The organism is Mesorhizobium sp. B2-8-3 (genome assembly GCF_006440815.1).
GTDB lineage: Bacteria > Pseudomonadota > Alphaproteobacteria > Rhizobiales > Rhizobiaceae > Mesorhizobium.
In genome coordinates, this window is the sequence record NZ_VFTW01000008.1 from 49,820 (window position 1) to 69,075 (window position 19,256).

Annotated in this window: 17 protein-coding genes; 10 read left to right on the forward strand and 7 right to left on the reverse strand. The window is 64.7% G+C overall.

The window, feature by feature from the left end; translation table 11 throughout:
• Both FJ418_RS14655 and FJ418_RS14660 read right to left on the reverse strand, forming a co-directional pair.
• On the reverse strand, window positions 1-1,029 hold the full coding sequence (locus FJ418_RS14655) for a glycosyltransferase family 2 protein (RefSeq protein ID WP_281407568.1): 1,029 nt from the start codon (window positions 1,027-1,029) through the stop codon (window positions 1-3).
• Between the two features lie 4 nt (window positions 1,030-1,033).
• Window positions 1,034-2,308 carry a nucleotidyltransferase family protein gene (locus FJ418_RS14660; protein ID WP_140866587.1) on the reverse strand — a complete coding sequence of 425 codons (1,275 nt, stop codon included), beginning with the start codon at window positions 2,306-2,308 and terminating at the stop codon, window positions 1,034-1,036.
• A gap of 500 nt (window positions 2,309-2,808) precedes the next feature.
• On the opposite strand from FJ418_RS14660, the gene FJ418_RS14665 reads away from it, so the two are divergent.
• The 6 genes from FJ418_RS14665 (at window position 2,809) to FJ418_RS14690 (ending at window position 8,714) form a co-directional block, all read left to right on the forward strand.
• A complete protein-coding gene (locus FJ418_RS14665) occupies window positions 2,809-2,961 on the forward strand; it encodes a lasso RiPP family leader peptide-containing protein (protein WP_127229803.1) in 153 nt (50 codons plus the stop codon).
• Between the two features lie 156 nt (window positions 2,962-3,117).
• Window positions 3,118-3,417, forward strand: coding sequence for a PqqD family protein (locus FJ418_RS14670; protein WP_140866590.1), 300 nt, complete (start codon window positions 3,118-3,120; stop codon window positions 3,415-3,417).
• Complete coding sequence (locus tag FJ418_RS14675; protein WP_246672384.1) at window positions 3,401-3,817, forward strand: lasso peptide biosynthesis B2 protein; 417 nt, start codon at window positions 3,401-3,403, stop codon at window positions 3,815-3,817. The genes FJ418_RS14670 and FJ418_RS14675 overlap by 17 nt, the downstream gene beginning before the upstream one ends.
• A 3-nt stretch (window positions 3,818-3,820) precedes the next feature.
• Window positions 3,821-5,731 (forward strand): lasso peptide isopeptide bond-forming cyclase, encoded by a 1,911-nt coding sequence (locus tag FJ418_RS14680; protein WP_140866593.1) that lies wholly within the window; start codon window positions 3,821-3,823, stop codon window positions 5,729-5,731.
• Window positions 5,728-6,810, forward strand: a complete 1,083-nt coding sequence (locus FJ418_RS14685) for a serine kinase (RefSeq protein WP_246683050.1) — start codon at window positions 5,728-5,730, stop codon at window positions 6,808-6,810. Before FJ418_RS14680 ends, FJ418_RS14685 begins: the two co-directional genes overlap by 4 nt.
• An 8-nt stretch (window positions 6,811-6,818) precedes the next feature.
• Entirely contained in the window at window positions 6,819-8,714 is a 1,896-nt protein-coding gene (locus FJ418_RS14690; protein ID WP_140866596.1) for an ABC transporter ATP-binding protein, read from the forward strand.
• Here FJ418_RS14690 and FJ418_RS14695 read toward each other — a convergent pair.
• Window positions 8,688-8,960 (reverse strand): exopolysaccharide production repressor exox, encoded by a 273-nt coding sequence (locus tag FJ418_RS14695; RefSeq protein ID WP_140650471.1) that lies wholly within the window; start codon window positions 8,958-8,960, stop codon window positions 8,688-8,690. The two genes, FJ418_RS14690 and FJ418_RS14695, sit on opposite strands and share 27 nt — an antisense overlap.
• 606 nt (window positions 8,961-9,566) lie before the next feature.
• Between FJ418_RS14695 and FJ418_RS14700 the strand changes: the two genes are divergently transcribed.
• The 4 genes from FJ418_RS14700 (at window position 9,567) to FJ418_RS14715 (ending at window position 14,149) form a co-directional block, all read left to right on the forward strand.
• Complete coding sequence (locus FJ418_RS14700) at window positions 9,567-10,244, forward strand: sugar transferase (protein ID WP_140644800.1); 678 nt, start codon at window positions 9,567-9,569, stop codon at window positions 10,242-10,244.
• Window positions 10,245-10,430: 186 nt separating this feature from the next.
• On the forward strand, window positions 10,431-11,612 hold the full coding sequence (locus FJ418_RS14705; RefSeq protein WP_140644846.1) for a polysaccharide biosynthesis/export family protein: 1,182 nt from the start codon (window positions 10,431-10,433) through the stop codon (window positions 11,610-11,612).
• 120 nt (window positions 11,613-11,732) lie between these two features.
• Window positions 11,733-12,824, forward strand: a complete 1,092-nt coding sequence (locus FJ418_RS14710) for an acyltransferase (RefSeq protein ID WP_140866599.1) — start codon at window positions 11,733-11,735, stop codon at window positions 12,822-12,824.
• A 41-nt stretch (window positions 12,825-12,865) separates the two neighbouring features.
• Window positions 12,866-14,149, forward strand: a complete 1,284-nt coding sequence (locus FJ418_RS14715) for an O-antigen ligase (RefSeq protein ID WP_140866602.1) — start codon at window positions 12,866-12,868, stop codon at window positions 14,147-14,149.
• Here the strand turns inward: FJ418_RS14715 and FJ418_RS14720 are convergent, their stop codons facing one another.
• The 4 genes from FJ418_RS14720 to FJ418_RS14735 form a co-directional block, all read right to left on the reverse strand.
• Window positions 14,150-16,246 (reverse strand): ABC transporter permease subunit, encoded by a 2,097-nt coding sequence (locus FJ418_RS14720; protein ID WP_140866605.1) that lies wholly within the window; start codon window positions 16,244-16,246, stop codon window positions 14,150-14,152.
• Window positions 16,243-17,304, reverse strand: coding sequence for a betaine/proline/choline family ABC transporter ATP-binding protein (locus tag FJ418_RS14725; protein ID WP_140866608.1), 1,062 nt, complete (start codon window positions 17,302-17,304; stop codon window positions 16,243-16,245). Before FJ418_RS14725 ends, FJ418_RS14720 begins: the two co-directional genes overlap by 4 nt.
• Window positions 17,305-17,397: 93 nt before the next feature.
• The gene (locus FJ418_RS14730) at window positions 17,398-18,336 is read right to left on the reverse strand and encodes an ABC transporter substrate-binding protein (protein WP_140866611.1); all 939 of its coding nucleotides are present in this window, start codon (window positions 18,334-18,336) and stop codon (window positions 17,398-17,400) included.
• 83 nt (window positions 18,337-18,419) lie between these two features.
• Window positions 18,420-19,247, reverse strand: a complete 828-nt coding sequence (locus FJ418_RS14735; RefSeq protein ID WP_140866614.1) for an SDR family oxidoreductase — start codon at window positions 19,245-19,247, stop codon at window positions 18,420-18,422.
• Between the last annotated feature and the right edge of the window lie 9 nt (window positions 19,248-19,256).

Here is a 19,256-nt window from a genome sequence, read left to right on the forward strand (position 1 = left end):
TCATTCGTTCGCGGCGCTCGTCGCCGCCATCAGGAAGCGCGTCGGCGGTATTTGTTGCTTTGCAGCAATCCCGGCGTGGCGGAGCAGCGCGTCGAGTTTGTCGGTGGCGACGCCCCGCACGATCGGGATCAGATTCGACTGGCTGGCGAAGGCATAAGCCGCGGCCGACGCCAGCCCACGCTCGGCTTTGACGTCGAGGAAATTGCGCAACCGGTATTTGTCGCGGACATGGCGCTCGTGGCGCCGCAAGGCGGCCTTCGAGCGCTCCGGAAGGTTGTCGAGCGCCAGCAGCGCCAGGTCGGCATCGGCAAGACGCTTCAAATCCTGCGTTCGATGGCGCCCACTCAGCGAATCGGCGCGGACGATCGCGCCATAGCCGCAGGACTTGATGACCTTGAAGCGCGCCCCGCGGGCGACAGCGCGCGCATAGAGCTCGTAGTCTTCACCAAGACGCAAGCTTTCATCGTAAGCCAGCCCATGCCGTTCGAGAAAAGCCCTGCTGATTACCGGCTTCAGGAAACCGAGTTCGCCGCGCAGGACGCGGCGGCGCGAGATGTTGCCGTCGATGAAGCGCTCGAAATCGAGAAATTCCGGATCGGCCGCGAAAGGCGGCGCGGCGACCTTGGCAAAGTCTGTCGCGGCATCGTCGCGGATCAGCATGATGTTGTCGGCCGCGAAATCCCAGTCGGTGCTGGCGAAAAGCCGGCGGAAGCGGCCTTCGAGGAAGAAATCGTCGGCGTCGAGAATGCTGATGAAAGGCGATTTGGAAGCCTGGATAGCGGCGTTGCGCGCGGCGGAAGGACCGCGATTGACGTCGAGGCGGACGACGGCAAGCCGGCCGCTGCCGTCGTCGGCGGCCAAAGCCACGTCACGGGTGTCGTCGGTGGAAGCGTCGTCGACCACGACGACTTCGGCGACCTCCCTCTCGCGCAGCGCCGAAGCGATGGCGGCGGGGATCGTGCGCGCCGCATTGCGGGCGGCGATGATGACGCAGACCCCCAAGGTCGCCATCGGGCTCGTCACAGGCATGGGCTCACCTTTCGCTTGCATGAGTGGCCGCCCCGCCCACGATTTTGACCATTTCGCTCCGTGCCGGCTCAATCGTGGCCGGGCGCTCGAAGATGCGCCGGCTGAGGTCGGCGGAGGCAGCCCAGCCGGCTTCAGCCAGGTAACGGACCGGCTCGCGGCCGCAGAGCTCCCACAGCACATGGCGGCGCTGCGGCCAGCGCAGCGACGCGAGCCAGGGCGCGACCACCATGTGGAAGAGATCGGCGTTGTCGATGCGCGCCAGAATGCGGGCGGCGCGATCCGAAAGCAGCGTGCCGGCGGCGCCGAGCAGCACGTCGGCGGCACGCAACCCCAAGAGCAGCGTGTCCGCCAGGCCCTGCTCGGCGGCGTGGTCGAGAACCATCCGCTGCTCGGCTTCGCTCAGGCGGCTGGCGCTGGCCCTGACGTCGCAGACATAGCCGGCGCAGGGCTCGCGGTTGAAAAAGGCCTTGGCGACGCTGATCGCGGACAAAAGCAAGGTGTCGGCCGCCGAGATGATCGGCATGGCGGCACCGGCGACCGCGACTTCGCGCTTGCGGCGCAGGAAGCCGTCGATGTCGCGGGGGCTGGGCGACCCCGGCTGCTGGAGCCGGTGGTGGAGGTCGACGGTCGAGGCCCTCGTGCCGTCTTCGCGAACCATATGCTGCTCGCCGAGGAAGCGCACCCACCAGACCGAGCGCGACTTGCCGGCAACCTCATAGCCGATCGTGCGCAACGCATCGCGGGCCCTGGCGAAACCGGTCGGCGAAACCAGTATGTCGACATCGCCGGATGGCTTCATGAAATGGTCGCCATAGAGCAGATGCTGCTGCAGCGGCCCCTTGAGGAAGACGAAATCGACCCGGCTCTCGCGCAGCACGCGATCGATGGCCATCGAATCGCCGATGCAGGCGGCATTCATCGACATGGTGCGCCGGCGGTAGGTGTCGAGCCAGGCAGGCAACTCCGCTGGCGCAGCATTCCCGGGCGTATGCGCGAGCGCCTTGAGCAGGAAGACGGCGACCTTGTTCAACCTGGCGATGTCGGCGACATTGGCCGCCGAGATTGTTGGGGCTGCCGAGATTGTTGGGGCTGTCAAGATTGTTGGGGTCGCTGAGATTGCCGGGGCCGACCAGATTGTCGGCGCGGGCATGTCGGCCCGGCCGCCCGTGATGTCGACGCCTGGCGCGAAAAACAGCCTCAGGCAGGCCTGCACATAGGCGACTTCGTCAGCGCAGCCGGCGGCACGCAGCCTTTCATAGGAGCCATCCTGCATCGCCATGCCCGATGTCGTTCTCCGCAAAATGCCGCCCGCGCGGTTTATACCGCACCTGCGAAGAAAAGCATCGGGAAAATTGACGAGATCGCCCAAAAGCGGGCAGAGGCCGGCTCGTGACTGCAACCGCAGCGTTTAAAACCGCTGCACGCTCAATCACTTTTGAAGACAAAACCGGATATGCCAACGCGAGCCGGAACATGGCGATTTCTTGCAGTAAATTCTTCGCGTTTGCGAAATGAATTTCTCGCCTAGCAAATTATCATAATTAAATCAGATGCTTATTTAAACGGCAAAGACCTACGGTTGAATTCGTGGACGGCTGAGGTCTAGGATGACGGCGCCTACACCTTGATTACCAACGAAGGCGAGCGCAACCAAGAATTGATTAATGCTTGGTAAATCAGGCTTGACTCATGGATGGTGCCGTGCAGCAATCGCATTGCAGCATAGCGATATGCTGGCGGCAGCCTGCAGCCGCTTCCAGTCCTTAATTGGAGAGTAAAATGGAACAGAATGTTGAAAAGCATGAGTACGAAACCCCCAGCCTGACGGTTCATGGTTCGATTGAAACGATCACGCAGGGCGGTGCTGGCACGACGGCGCTCGACGCGAGCTTTCCCGCGCACACGCCGATCGGCGAGCTGACTTTCTCCTAAAGCTTACAGGCATCCGGGAGTCTAAGTTGGGGCTCCGGGTGTTCTCCAACAGGTGAGCCCGGGGGGCTTTTGTCCCCCGGCTTCCTGCCGGGGATCGTCGGCAACCGATCCACGGCAACGTCTGACGGCGCGGCGGGCCAGCAACGAGGTTTTAGGATGCACTGGAACCCTTCGGACGATGACCGCGTCGTCGCGACCAACGAGGCGGTGGCTTGTGAATTCGGCGCCGGACTGGCGCTGCTCCACCTGAAATCCAATGTCTATTACAGCCTGAACGGCGTCGGCGCCTTCATCTGGGAGCAGATCCAGGAGCCGCGATCGGTCCTCGATATCCGCGGCGCCGTGCTTGCGCGCTACAATGTCGACGCCGAACGCTGCAAGGCCGATGTCGAGGGCTTGCTCAAGGGGCTGAGCGAAGCAGGGCTTGCGAGGCTCTACAGTGAGGAACTGGTCTAGACTCCGCTCGCTGAGCGGCCAGGAAATGCTGTTTCTGGCGCGCTGCCTGACGGTGGTGAGCGCGGTACGGCTTGCGCTGACGCTGTCTTCCTACAACCGTGTCCGCAGCCTGGTGACGCGGCTGGACGCCGGACGCGACGCCAGCATCGCCGACCTGCGGCGTGTCGCATGGGGCGTCGCCGCCGCGGCGCGGCTCGTGCCGGGCGCCAGCTGCCTTACCCAGGCGCTGGCTGGACAGTATCTGCTCGCCCGCCAGGGCAGCGCCTCGAAGATCAGCATCGGCATCGAGAAAGGAACGGGCAGCGAGCTCAAGGCGCATGCCTGGCTGATGAGCGGCAACCACATCGTGCTTGGCGGCTCGATCAAAGGATTTGCCCATCTGGTCGACCATGGGTCGTGAGCGATGAGCGGCGTCGCCGGAATCGTGCTCAGCGACAATGACCGGCCCGCCGGGGCCGGCGATATCCAGCAGATGCTTTCGCGCATGCGCCACCGCGCCCGCGACGGCAACTCGTGGTGGACGGAGGGCAGCGTGGCGCTCGGCCACGCCTGGCTCGACACGACCGGCGAGGATGGTCCCGGCCCGCTGACGATGGCCGGCGGCAAGCTCGCCATCACCGCCGACTGCCGGCTGGACAATCGCGACGAGCTTCTGGCGCGGCTCGGCATGCGCGACCGGTCGATCGCCGACGCGGTGCTCATCATGCGCGCCTACCTCAAATGGGGCGAGGCCTGCCCGACCTATCTGCAGGGTGATTTCGCCTTCGCCATATGGGACGGCGAGCGGCAGGCGCTGTTTTGCGCGCGCGACCATTTCGGCGTCAAACCTTTCTACTATCACTCGACCGGCAGGCGCTTCGCGTTCGCCTCGGAGATCGGGCCGATCCTTGCGCTGGACGGCATCGGCAGGCGCCTCAGCGAGCACCAGATTTCCGGCTTCCTCGCCGGCCTGCCGGACGATCCGCAGGCCACGCACTACGCCGAGATCTTCCGCCTGCCGGCACGGCACGGCATGACGGTCGCAGGCCGCCAGGTGGTGGTGCGGCGCTACTGGCAGATCGAGCCGTCGCAACGGCCGCCGCGCTCGGACGCGGCCGAGGAATTCAGGCATCTCTTCGCGCAATCGGTGGAGAACCGGATGCGCGGCACGCCGGCCGTCGGCGCCATGCTGAGCGGCGGGCTCGATTCCTCCTCGATCGCCTGTCTCGCGGGCCTCAGGGCGGCCGCGCAGCGCAACCCGAGGCTCAAGACCTTCTCGCTGGTTTTCGACAAGGGCTCGCCGATGGACGAGAAGCCGTTCATCGATGCGGTGCTCGGCGGCAATCCGCTTGACGCCACGCTGATTGCGGTGAGCAATTACGCGCCCTTCGCCGAGTTCGAGCGCATCCTGGAGGAGCAGGGGGGCACGTTCCTGGCGCCCGGCCTGTCGTTGACGCGCGACCTTTACCGGACAGCGGGCGCAAAAGGCGTCAAAGTGCTTCTCGATGGACATGGCGGCGACGAGGTCGTCTCGCAGGGCCATGGACACCTTCACGAACTCGCCAATGCCGGCCGGTGGCTCGAGTTGTGGCGCGAATTGCACAGCGCGGCGAACACCTATGGCGAGGGCATGCTCTCCCTCTATTTCAAGTTCCTGACCATCTACGGACCGGCCTGGCGGATCGCCCGGATGCGATCGATGGCCCGACGCCTTGTCGGCAAGGTGCGGCAGAGGCCGGCATCGGCACCGCGTGCCTGGGCGGGCCTGGTCAATCCGGACCTTGCCAGGCGCACCGATCTTGCCGAGCGCTTTCACCGCAGCGGCTACATGCCCGCCGCCGTGAGCGCCAGCGAAGCGCTGACGCATCGCTGGCTTCTGTCCACCGGGCTGGTGCCGCACGCCTTCGAAGTGCTCGACAAGGCCGCCGCCAATTTCGGCGTCGAGCCGCGCTATCCGTTCTGGGACAAGCCGCTCGTCGAATTCTGCCTGGCGCTGCCCGGCGAGGAAAAGCTCAAGGACGGTTTTGGCCGCCATGTGCTGCGCCGGGCGATGCAAGGCGTTCTGCCGCCGGCGGTGCAATGGCGGCGCGACAAGATCGATTTCACCGCCAACCTGGTCAAGGGCATGCTCGGCAACCACCGCGAGCTTCTGGACAAGCTTTTGATATCGGACAGCGAGCGGATCGCGCCCTATGTCAACCTGCCTGAAGTGAACGCGGTTTATGAGCGCATGCTGCGCCAGCCCGAGCAGGCGACGCTGCCCGACGTCCAGCATGTCTGGCGCTCGGTTTCGCTGTCGCTGTGGCTGCGGCAAGTCCAAGGAGGCCCCGCATGAATCTTCCGATCGCTTCCCTAGAGCATGATCCCGAAAAGTGGGAACCGGTTTTCGGAGAAAGATCATGCCCTAACAAAGAGTTAGACCGTGATGGCGATTCAACGAAACGCCATCACGGTCTTGCGCGGCCCGAGCCAGCCACCGAGACGACGGCGCCGGGCGGACGCGTCCGCCATTTCTACAAGGCCTACGGGCTGATCGTCAGCTCGGAAGTGACCTTGCCGGAACTGGAACCGACGGCGCCGGCGACACCCGACCTCGATATCGCTATCAGGCCGGTTGACTTTCCCGACAGCGCATCGCTGGGCGCCACGGCGTTCCGGTTCGAGGCGACGCGCCAATATCTTTCCTGGGAGGCGGTCGGCACCTTCATGATCAGCGACGCCAGCCGGATCGATGTCGATCCGGCGGCGGGGATCGACGACCCGCTGCTCGCCTTTCCGCTGCTCGGGCCGGTGATGGCGCTTGCCCTGCATCGGCGCGGGCTGCTCGTCCTGCATGCCAGCGCCATTGCCGTCGGCGGCAGGAGCGTGATCTTCATGGGCGACAAGGGCGCCGGCAAGTCGACGACGGCGGGCGCGATGATCCGCGCCGGTCACCGCCTGCTCACCGACGACGTCGTGGCGCTGGATTTGTCCGATCCTGACCGGCCGATGATCCTGCCCGGATTTCCGCAGCTCAAGCTCTCGGCGGACGCGGCCGGCGCCATTCGCCTCGAGCAGGCGGAGGTGCGTCCGCAGGTGCATCCGCAGATCGACAAGGCGCAGCATCGGCTGCATGACGGATTTGCCGCCGAGGCGGTGCCGGTATCGCGCATCTATGTGCTCGAGCGCGGCGGGCGGGCGGCGATCTCGCCATTGATCGGCGCCGCCGCGTTGCCGGCGATCATCAAATTCTCCTATGTCACGCGGTTCGGCCGGCAGGCGCTGCCCGGCGATCTTGCCGCCGCGCATCTTAGCCAATGCGCGCAGGTCGCCGGACGGGTCGGCGTCAGCCGCCTCGAAGTGCCGGCCGGACTCGCCAGGCTCGATGAAGCGGTCGCCGCGATCGAAGCCGACCTGGCGTCCGGAACAAGGTGAGCCAGGGCATGGGCTGGTCCTCGAAGTTTCGCCTGTCGCTTTTCCGGGACATCGCCGGTTTCGGCGCCATGATGGCGCATGTCGGCGGACGGCGCACGGCGACGGCGCTTGCCTTCCTGATCCTGGGCAGTCTCACCGAAGGCATCTCGATCCTGCTGCTCGTTCCGCTGCTGCGCCTGATCGGCAAGCCCGACCAGGACTATGCGGTGCGGGTGCCGGAGGCCTTGCATTGGCTGGTGCCCGGCGGAACGCTGTCGCTCGCGACCGTGCTCTGCCTACTCGTCGCGCTGGTGGCGCTGCAAGCGACGTTCAACCGCTTCAAGTCGGTCTACATGGCGCGGCTGCTCTACGACTTCGTCAACCGCGTGCGCATGAACCTGTTCGAGAGCGTCGGCAAGGCGCGCTGGGGCGTTTTCACCCGCATCCGCGGCTCCGATCTCGACCATGCGCTGAACGGTGATGTCGACCGGGTGCAGGTGGCCGCCTTCTCGCTGCTGATGCTGACCCAGGCGACGCTGCTTCTCACCGGCTATCTCGTGGTCTCGCTGTTCATCTCGCCGGTGATGACGTCCTTCGCCATTTTCATCGGCCTGGTGCTGCTGGTTGCGCTGCAGCCGTTCAGGGCGCGCGCCAGCGCCTATGGCCGCACCCTGACCGGCAATCGCCAGGATCAGTACCGCACGGTCTCCGAGTTCCTCGGCGGCATCAAGGTCGCCAAGAGCCTGAATGTCGAGGCAAGCTATTTTGCCGAGCTGGGCGCGACGCTGGACAAGATGAAGACCGACAACATCGCCTTCGTCCGCAACAGTTCGCTCGGCACCGCCCTGTTCCAGGTTACGAGCGTGATTGGGCTCAGCCTCTTCATCTATGTCGCGCTGGTCCGTTTCCACCTGTCGCTGGCCGAGATCGTCGTGCTGCTCCTGGTATTCATGCGGGTCGCGCCGCGCTTCATGGACATGCAGCTCCAGACCCAGCAGGTGCTGATCAACCTGCCGGCCTATGCTTCGATGAAAAGCCTCCAGGCCCGCTTCGATGCCGAGCGCGAGCCGGAAGAAAGCATGGCCGAACAAGGGGCAAGACTGTCTCTCGAGACCGGCCTCAACATCCGCGATGTGGCATTCGCCTATGGCGAGGGCGACGGCAAGCCGGTGGTCAGCGATATCACCTTCAGCCTGCCGGCCGGCAAGGTGACGGCGCTGATCGGCCCTTCCGGTTCCGGCAAGAGCACGATCGCCGACATGCTGCTCGGCCTGCTCGAACCGACCGCGGGACGCATCCTGGCCGACGGCGTGGAGATCACGGCGCAAAATCGCAGGGCCTGGCGCGATCGGGTCGCCTATGTGCCGCAGGACGTGTTCCTGCTGCATGACACGATCGCCGCCAATCTGCGCCTTGCCGCGCCCGCGGCCAGCGACGAAGAACTATGGGCGGCCTTGCGCAACGCCCATGCGGCCGATTTCGTGGAGCGCCTGGCATTGCGGCTGGAGACGGTGGTGGGCGACCGCGGCGTCCGGCTTTCCGGCGGCGAGCGGCAGCGCATCGCCTTGGCGCGGGCGCTGCTGCGCAAGCCTTCGCTGCTCATCCTCGACGAGGCGACGAGCGCGCTCGACTGGCAGAATCAGTCGCTGATCGCCCAATCGATCGAGGCGCTGCGCGGCCAAATGACGATTTTGACCATCGCGCACCGGCCGTCGATGATCGCCTTCGCCGACTGGGTGGTGGCCATCGAGAACGGACGCATCGTCGAGGTCGGACAATATAGGCGGCTGAAGGCAAAGGCCGGCAGCCGCCTTGCCAGGATGCTGTCCGGCGAACAGGCCGAGCGCGAAGGCGCGTCATCGGTAGAGACGGGACTGGTCCCGGCGCCGGTCGAACGTTCAGTGGAGGCTGCGTCTGGCGCTTAGCTTTTCACCGTCGGCGACCTTGTTCAGGATCGTGCCGCGGTCGGCCTCGCGGGCCTTGTCGGCCGATGTCGGCGTGGTTCCGCCGATCATGGCAAAGACCAGGAGGAAATAGCCGGCCTGGATGATGACGGCACAGACGACGGCGCGAAGGAGGATGGTGCCCGCCGACGCGCCATCGAAATAAGACCAGCCGATGACGATCGCGAGCGCGAAGATCATCCCGACGATGAATTTTGGCAGAGACATGTTCGCCGGCTTCTCAACCGAGACGAGCATGCAGAAGCTGCGACTTACCCACCCGCGTAACTCCCCGTTGCGCCAAGAGCTTTTTCTGGCTGCCCTATCCGGCCGGTTGCTTCCGACCTTCCTTAACCATGCAGACTATGACAGGAACAATTTGCGACTCTATTAAGGCGGGTCGGCCGGAGCAAGGCCGTGCAGGTATGGTTTCCAACGATTTTACGAGATCGACTCTGCCATGCTGCGTCGCACACTCTGGCTCCGGCAGCTATTCAATTAGCCGCCTGCCGCTTCAGTAAAACTCGCCACTTTGATTAGTATTTTATCTGAATAACTTACCATGGCGAGTGCTTCCGACGGCGCGCAACCGCGTTTCTTCTGCAGCAAAGAATGCACTGTCCAAAAATGGCCTAAAAGGCGGACTACATTTTCCTGGTTCGCTCTCACCTTGTCATAAACGTGCCACAAAGGTGAAAATTTGGGCAGGGCAGGTTTATTATTTAGTCAATTCATGACGTGAGCATTTCAGTCCGATGGGAAATTGTGTGTTGCGCTGCAGCATTTTTTTGATATCTTGTCGTAAACCATCCGTTCAACGTATGGAGCTTCTGCATGAGGGACGTCGCCAAGTCGGCTAATGCGGGTTTTGCGCAGGTCGGCGTTGATTTTCCACCCCCCATCGGCGGTCTGCTCAAACGCAGTTTCGATATCGTCGGTTCCCTGGCCGGGCTGATCCTGCTCAGCCCGCTTTTCCTAATGGTCGCGCTGCTGGTCAAGCTTTCGGACAACGGTCCGATCTTCTATGGCCACAAGCGCATCGGCCGCGGCGGCAGGATCTTTTCCTGTCTCAAATTCCGCACCATGGTGCCGGATGGCGAGCGCGTGCTCGCTGCGTATCTGGCGGCCAATCCCGATGCCAACGCCGAATGGATCGCGACACGCAAACTGAAGAACGATCCACGCGTCACCCGCGTCGGGCAGGTGCTTCGCAAGCTCAGCCTCGATGAACTGCCGCAGATCCTCAACATCCTGCAGGGCGACATGAGCCTTGTCGGCCCGCGCCCGGTCGTGCGCGACGAATTGGAGATCTACGGCAGCGCCGCGGTCTATTACCTGAAGTCGCGTCCGGGCCTGACCGGGTTGTGGCAGGTCAGCGGCCGCAACGACGTATCCTACGACACGCGCGTCGCCTTCGATCGCCACTATGTCGAGAACTGGTCTTTGTCCGAGGATATTCGCATCATCTTCAAGACCGTTCCTGCCGTGTGGATGTCACGCGGCAGCTATTGACCGACGGGCCTGCTCCGCCAGATTCGGGGCAGGCATCCGGCAGTGATCTCATCGGGCGGATGGGGCCAAAGCGAATCGGAAACGTATTTGACAAAAAACCCCTTCGGACTGTCTTACGCCTGCAGTCTCCTGTCCAAGACGACGGCCCGCTTCGCGGGCGCGTTGTTTGTTGCGGCGTCGCTCGCCATGCCGCAGCTGGCCGCCGCCGGCGATTATCAGCTTGGCCCACAGGACAAGCTCAACATCCGCGTCGCCGAATGGCAGACGGTCGACGGCACGTTCCGCGACTGGTCAGCCCTCAATGGCGAATATTCGGTCGGCCCGAGCGGGACGCTCTCGGTGCCGTTCGTCGGCGACATGCAGGCCGCCGGCAAGACGACGGCGGAAGTCGCTTCGGCGATCGGGCTGGCGTTGCAGCGCAAGCTGGCGCTGCCCGACAAGCCGGAAGCCTCGGTCGAGATGGCGCAGTTCCGGCCGTTCTACATTTCCGGCGAAGTCCAGAACCCCGGCCAGTTTCCCTTCGTGCCCGATCTGACGGTGCTCAAGGCAGTCAGCATCGCCGGCGGCATAAGGCGCAACGCCGATTACGGCCCGCAGCTCGGGAAGGATCTGGTTACCGCCAAGGGCAGCTTCGATATCTATGACGATCAGCGCATCCGCCTGCTCGTCAAACGAGCCAGGATCGATGCCGACCTCGCAGGCAAGACGACTTTCGAGGTGCCCAAGGAAATCGAGGGGGGCGATCCGAAACTGGCGACCATCGTCGCCGACGAAACGGCGATCCTGGTCTCCGACCAGAAATCGCTGAAGCTGAAGCTCGATGCGCTCGACGATTTGAAGGGCGTTCTGCAGTCGGAAATCGAATCGCTGCAAAAGAAGATCGCCAACCAGCAGAAGCAGGTCGATCTGGCCGAGAAGCAGGCCGAAAGCATCGGTCCACTGGCGCAGAAGGGCCTGGTTGCCAATGCGCGCCTGCTTTCCTCGCAGCAGTCGGTCACCGACCTGCAGGGCAAGATCCTGGATTACGAGACGGCCATCCTCACCGCCAAGCAGTCGATCAGCAAGGCCGAGCAGGACGCCATCGATGCCAGGAACTCGCTGAATTCCACCCTTACCGCCAACCGGCAGCAGGCCGAGGCCGACCTGAACGAGGCGACGTTGAAGGCCGGCATGCAGAAGGGCCTGATCGCGCAGGCGTCGGACCCCGCGACGGCGGCCAGCATCACCGGAGATGAGGAGCCGGCCCTGCTCTATTCGCTAGTGCGGGTTGCCGACGGCAAGACGAGCGAGATCGAAGCCAAGGAAGACACGCCTGTCCTGCCGGGCGACGTGATCAAGGTGAAGCTGGCGCCGACGGCCAGCCAGTAGCGCCGCCGGACCGAAGCTTGCCCGAAGCGAGCCGGGACCCGGAGGCGGGAGGGACAAGCCAGGCTCGTTCGCGTTGCGGCGCGGGCGGGCGATCTGTTTTGGACCGCTTGAAGGCATAACATGCAGCCCGCAGCCCAGCGTCACGTCTATCTGAATCTCGACGCCATCCGCGGCGTGGCGGCGATCAGCGTCATGCTCTACCATTTCTCGCCGTTCCTGGCCGACGGCAAGGTGCTGCCGTCGAGCTATCTCGCGGTCGATCTGTTCTTCCTGCTCAGCGGATTCGTCATCGCGCATGCCTATGACCGCAAGATCGAGAACGGCATGGGCTTCGGCTCCTTCGTGGCCATCCGCCTGATCCGGCTCTATCCGCTCTATCTCGCCGGCACGCTGCTCGGCTTCTTCTACTTGCTGGTCAAGAACAGGCTCATGCCGGCCGAATACATGCCGCTGTCCGAGATCGGCATGCAGCTGACGACCGGCATGCTCTTCGTCCCGCTGGTCAGCGACGCCTATCACACGATCTTTCCGCTCAATCCCGCTTCGTGGTCGCTGTTCTTCGAGCTCATCGTCAACATCGCCTATGTCGCGGTCTTCGCGCTGCTTTCGCGGCGGGTGCTGACGGGGATCGTCGGCGCCAGCCTCGTGCTGCTCGTCGTCGCCTCGATCTTCGCCGGCACGCTCGATTTCGGCATGACCGGCAAGACCATCCTCAGCGGCCTGCCGCGCGTAACCTTCTCGTTCTTCCTGGGCGTGCTGCTCTGCCGATCGATGGCGCGCTGGCAGGGCGGCCTCGGCTTCCTGCGGCGCGGCTTCTGGGTCGAAGGCGCAATCCTGCTCACACTTGCCGTCTTCGCCATCGCTCCGGCCGGCGGCGCGCGCGTCGTCTACGACCTCGCCGCCATCGTCATCGTCTTCCCGCTCATGGTGATGACCGGCGCGGTGGCGCCGACCGCGCCGCTTCTATCAAGCTTCTATGGCTGGCTCGGGCGGATTTCCTACCCGATCTACATCATTCATACGCCGATGCTGATGATCATCGCCGGGGCCGGCAAGGCCTTCTCGATCGATCCGTTCGCGCATCATCCCTGGTTCGGCATCGTGATGGCGGCCTCGGTCGTCGTCATCGCCGACATCGCCACGCGCATCTATGACGAACCGGTGCGGCGCTTCCTGCAGCGGCAGATGCAGCGCGCCCGGGCCGTGGCGTAGCGGTTCATCGCACAAGAAGGGCTCAACGGACAAAATCCGGTATGAAGATTCCGAAATCCATTCTGATCGATCCCGATCGCAACGAGACCTCCGGCACTTTCGCCGTCGCGGTTTCCATGCTCGCCTTCGCCTACTCGCCAAATTTCGGCCAGATCCTGATCCTCGCCTACTACGCCGTCTGGCTGCCGCTGCTGTTCGTCGATTACCGGCGCTTCACCTGGAAGCTCTCCAGCGCCTGGCTGCCCATTCTGCTTGCGGCCTATGTCTGCTTCTCGGTGTTCTGGTCCCAGGCAGCGGGCATCAGCGCGCGCGCGGCGGTGCAATATTCCTCGCACATCGTCTGCGCCTATGTCGCGGCGCGCACCATCAACGTGCGCACGCTGGTGGTGGGCTCGCTGATCGGCATCTTCTTCGTTCTGCTCTATTCCCTGAAAGTCGGCGCTTACGCGCTCGACACGATCGACGGCACGGTCAATTTCGTCGGCGCCTTCGGCTCCAAGAACCAGATCGGCTTCTTCTCATCGCTCGGCATCTTCTTCTGCCTTGCGTTCCTGGCCTTCTACCGGCGCAACTGGCTGGGCTTCGTCTGGACCGCGCCGATCATGCTGTTATCGGTCTACATGCTGGCCATCGCCCATTCGGCAACGTCGGTGGCCTCGCTGCCGGCGGTGATCGGCATCGTGGCGCTGCTCAGCATGACCAAGGTGCTGTCGCTGCGCTATCGCCGCGTGCTGTTCATCGTCGGCGCCGGCGCGCTGGTGACAGGGGTGGTCGCGGCGCTCAACCTCGGCCTGCTGGATGTCGTGCTCGGCATCTTCGGCAAGGATTCGACGCTCACCGGCCGCACCTATCTGTGGGAGCAAGGCTGGGAGGCGGCGCAGCAGCATCCGCTGCTCGGCTATGGCTATGCCGCCTATTGGGTGCAAGGCTTTGCCGATCCGGAGCGGCTGTGGGCGGAATTCTACATCTCGACCCGCTCCGGCTTCCACTTCCACAACACCTATGTCGAGACACTGGTTGAAATCGGCTTTATCGGCGTCACCTTGCTGGCGCTGGTCATCCTGCGTTCTTTCTACGGCCACGTGTCGAAAGTGGTGTTCGGCGACTGGAGCGCCGATTCGGTGGTGCTTGCCGGCGCGATCGGCCTGATGCTGATCCGCTCCTTCTTCGAGGTCGAGATGCTCGGCCCCTACTTCATGGCATCCTTCATCGTCTATTATGGCCTGTTCAGCCTGACCCCGTTGCCAGCTTTCCGGCGCCGCAGAGTGGCCATTCCCGCCGAGGACGAGAGGCATGCCAGCGGTCGCATGCCGGCCCCGGTCTGATCAGTGCGACGCAGCCGCGGAGCGCGCGACCGCGGCTTGGATGAGCCGGTCGGCCAGGATCGCCAGGAAGGCAATCGACAGGCCGGCGATCAGGCCCATGCCGGCATCGGCCTTGCCGAGCGCGACATAGACCGCCTGGCCAAGATCGCGCGTGCCGACAAGGGCGGCGATCGCCAGCATCGAGAGCGCCGCCATGATGGTCTGGTTGAGGCCGAGCATGACGACGGGAAGCGCCAGCGGCAGCTTGGCGTGCAGCAGCGTCTGCATCGGCGTCGCGCCCATCTGCTCGACCGCCTCGACGACATCGGCGCGCACATGCCGCAATCCATGCTCGACATAGCGGATCGGCGGCACGATGGCGTAGAGCATGATGGCGATCAGCGCCGTGAACTCGCCGACCTTGAAGAACATCAGCGCCGGGATGAGGAAGACGAATTGCGGCATGGTCTGCAGCGCGTCGCAGATCGGCTTCAGGATGCGCGAGACGCGGTCGCTGTGCGCCGCCCATGTGCCGAGGGCGCCACCGACCAGAAGGCAAAGCAGGACTGCCAGCGTGCAGAGATAGAGCGACTGCACCAGCTGCGGCCACAGGCCGTTGACCAGGATCAGCCCGAAGCCGGCCAGCGCGAAGATACCGAGGCGATAGCCCGCCACCTGACCGGCAAGCAAGGCGACGGCAAGGATGAAGACGGGCCAGGGCAGATCGAGAAAGCCGGTGTAGAGAACAAGGCCGGCGGCGACCACGGCGACCGCTGCCCGCCAGCCGAAACGGCACAGGGCCAACCCAGCCAAGGCCGCCACCAAAACCACATAGACGGCCAGTACCGACGGCGGCAGGGTGAAGCCCCATATTGCAGGCGTCGCCGCGCCCGAAATGCCGACGCGCATCGGCAAAAGCAGGCAATAGAGCACGGCATTGCGCACGCCGTTGAAGAACCAGGCATAGTCGCGCACGAGTCCCAGCAGCCACTGGTTGACGACGCCCATCTGCATGCGCAGCCCGGTTTCCGGCAGGAGCGTCGCATCGGGCGCGGCGAGCCGGATGACCACGGCCAGAGCCAGCGCGACCGCCAGCGACACAGCCAGCCGGCGCGGCGTCATCCAGCGCATGGCCCGCGTCGGCCCGGTCTCCGGCGCCTTGGCGAAGCCGATGGTGAGACGGTCGATGAGGATGGCGAGCAGCGCGATCACCAGGCCGGAGAGGATGCTCTGGCCGAACTCGGCCTTGCGCATGGAGGACAGGACCTCCCAGCCGATATCCTCGAAGCCGCCGATGATGGCGGCGACGATGACCATCGACAGTGCCGCCATCGTCGTCTGGTTGAAGCCGACGAGAACCTGCGGCAGCGCCGTCGGCACCTCGACCTGCCAGAATTGCTGGCGGCGCGTGCAGCCGCTCATCAGGCCGGCCTCGCTGATCGCCGCCGGCACGCGATCGAGGCCGAGCATGGTGTTGCGGACCATCGGCGGCGTCGCGTAGATCGCCGAGGCGATCAGGCCCACCACCGGGCCGAAGCCGAACAGAAGCAGCAGCGGGATGAGGTAGGCGAAAGCCGGCACCGTCTGCATCAGGTCGAGCGCGCCGAGCAGCGCAGGACGCCAGTGCGGGCGAGCGTAGCCGAGAACGCCAAGCAGGAAGCCGAGCACGGTCGAGATCGGCACGGCAAGCAGCACCAGCGCCAGCGTGTTCATGCTCTGCGGCCAGTAGCCGGCAAGCAGGATATAGGCGAGCGTGGCGAGCGCGAAGAGCGCCAGCCGCTCGCCGCTCGATTTCAGCGCCAGCGCGGCGACAGCCAGCATCACCGCCGGCCAGGGCAACCAGGCGAGCGCCAACCGCGCGCCGCGCATCGGCGCATCGAGCAAGGCGGAGAGCGCCCGGAACCCGGGCTGGATGACGGCGACGACAACGTCGGTCACGGCGTTGATATAAGTGGCCAGCGGCAGCGTCCATTCCTTGGGGAAACTGACCAGCCAGGGAAGCTCGGTTTTCAGCAGCAGGCAAAGCACCGTCAGCACGGCCAGGCCGCACCAGGGGACAAGGGCCGGCGCGATGGCGATCCTTTGCGGGGGTGGTGCGATCGCGGCCGGCGCCGTCATGAGCGCGTGCGTCTTGCCTGCTCGCGCTCCAGCACGGCAAGCACCGCGCCGGCGCTGAGCACCGCCGGCGGGCCGTCGCCGGCGCCGGGCACCGCGAAGGCCGCCACGCCGGAGGCGAGCTGCGGGATAAGCGCCTCGAGGCTGGTGTCGGCGGCGATGCTCCGTTCCGGCAGCGCGGCGCCATTGGCCGGCGTGGCAATGTCGCCGGCCGTGATGACGCGCAGCAGCGGCATGTCCTCGGTGAACTGCGCGACATAATCGTCGGCCGGATTGAGCACGATGTCGGCCGGTCGGCCGATCTGCACGATCTTGCCGGCCCGCATGATCGCCAGCCGGTCGGCCAGGCGGAAGGCCTCGGCGATGTCGTGGGTGATGAAGATGATGGTCTTCTTCAGCATGCGCTGCAGGCGCAGAAACTCATCCTGCATCTGCTTGCGGATCAGCGGATCGAGCGCGGAGAACGGCTCGTCGAGGAACCAGAGCTCCGGGCCCACGGCGAGCGAGCGGGCGATGCCGACGCGCTGCTGCTGGCCGCCGGAGAGCTGGTGCGGGAGGGACGCCTCGCGGCCTTCGAGCCCGACCAGCGCGATCATCTCGCGGGCGCGGGCCTCCCGCTCCTTCGCCGACTTGCCCTGGATCTTCAGCGGGAAGGCGACATTGCCCAATACACTCAGATGCGGCAGCAAGCCGAAATTCTGGAACACCATGCCCATGGCGTGGCGGCGCAGTTCGATGAGCTGCTTGCCGCTGGCGGCGAGCAGGTTCCTGCCGTCGAGCAGGATTTCGCCAGCGCTCGGCTCGACCAGGCGCGACAGGCAGCGCACCAAGGTCGACTTGCCGGAGCCGGACAGGCCCATGATGACGAATATCTCGCCGGTCGCCACTTCGAAACTGGCGTCGACCACGGCCGGCAGATGCGCCTCCGCACGCAGCCGCTCGGCCAGCGCGTCGGGATCGATGACATAGCCGCGCGAGTCGAAATAGTAGCCCGGGCGCCGGCCATAGACCTTCCAGACATTGCGGCAGGCAAGCTTGACCGGGCGCGCGGCAGTGTCCATTCCTATCGACCCGTGCCGATCGCCCGCCCGGCTCCGCGCATTGCGGAAACCGGGCCCGTGTTGCCCTTGGCCTTTGTCAGGCACATCGGCGAATTATCCCTTGGCGGCGTCGAGCCAAGGTTTCCACACCGCCTCGTTCTTGTCGATCCATTCCTTGACGACGGCGTCGAGGTCCTTGCCCTGCTTGTCGACGGCCAGCATCATCTTCTGCTGTTCGGTCGCATCCATCTTGAAGGCTTTCAGGAAGGCGTAGGCTGCCGGCCATTTGGCGCCGAAGCCCGACCAGACGATCTTGTCGACGTCCGGAGGCGTGATGCAGTGCTCGTTGGTCTGTTCCTTGCAGGGCGGCATCGTCACCCAACCCACATCGCTCTCGGCCAGCGCGTAATGCGGGCCCCAGAACATCATGATCAGCGGCGTCTTGGCCGCCTCGGCCGCTTCCAACTCGGCGACCAGCGCGCCTTCGGAACCGGATGGCACAGCGGTGTAAGGCATGTTGTTGTCGGCTAGGATGGTGGCCGCGCGCGAACCCCAATCGGCTGGATAATCAAGGAAGCGGCCGTTGGGCGCCGTCTCGGGCGTCGCCAGCGCCTGCACGCATTCTGGCTTGTTCAGCGCATTCCAGTCTGGCAGGCCCGGGCAGACCTTCTCCATGAATTTGGGGTAGATCCAGCCTTCCTGCGTCTTCAGGTCGAGCTTGCCGATGTCCTCGATTTTCTTCTCCGCCAGCACCTTCGGATAGATGTCGCCGACATTGTTGAGCCAGATTTCGACCGAGGCGCTGAGCGAGCCGTCGGCCAACCCCGAGAATTGCGGGAAGTTGCCGGCAGTGACGTATTCGACGTGATAGCCGAGCTTCTCCAGAAGCTGCCCGGCGATGTGGGTGGAGACATGCGCGCCGGTCCATTCCAGCATCGCGAGCTTGATCGGCTCGTCCTTGGCGCCGAGATCGGCGCTTTGGCCGGCCGTCGTCGCGGCAAACATCAGCACGAGGCCGAGACCGACCCCCTTCAAGGTAGTTTTCATTCTCATGTCAGTTCCCCTAGCTGGTTGATAGCCCTTCTTCTACGCCGGCCTCCTCCCATGAAGGCCGGGATCCACTCCCCTGCCCGACGCTACCACAATGCGCCGCCAGTGATCTGGATGTTTTCCATGGTGATCCCCTTGGCCAGGTCCGTGCAGAGGAAGACCGCAAGTGCTGCAATCTCTTCCGGCTGCATCATGCGCCCCTGGGGGTTGCCTTTCCTGAATTCGTCCATCAATTCCTCGGCGCTGCGGCCCTTGCCTTCGCGCTCGACGACCTGCGCCACATTGCGGCGCATCAGCTCGGTCTCAACCCAGGTCGGACTGATCATCACGCAGGTGACGCCATGCGCAGCGCCTTCGAGCGCGACGCAACGGGTGAGCCCAAGCAGGCCGGCCTTGGAGGCGCAATAGGCGGGATTGTCCTTCCAGCCGACGGAAGCCGCCGTCGAGCCGACGTTGACGATCCGGCCCCAGCCGCGCTCGATCATGCCGGGCAGGACGGCGCGCGTCGCGCGAAATGCGCCGGTGAGATTGGTGTCGACGATCTTGTCCCACAGCTCGTCGGAATGGCCGCAGACCGGCTGCTCTGCCGTGGTGCCGGCGGCGTTGACCAGGATATCCGCCTGGCCGATGGCCGCCTGGGCTTCGGCGAAGAAGAGGTTGGTGAGCGCGCTGTCGCGCACGTCGAGATGGGCGGCATGCACCTTGGTGCCGTAAGCGGCAAGCGTCGACTTCACGCGCTCGATCTCGTCGGTGCCGGGATAATAAGCGGCGTCCGCCCTGCCCGGCTGCGGAGGCGCCACATAGGAACCGACGGCGACATTGGCGCCTGCTTTGGCGAGCGCCGTGGCGATGGCAAAACCCATGCCCGAAAAGCCGCCGGTGACGATGGCGCCGCGGCCGGTGAGGTTGGTCATCGCAAGCGG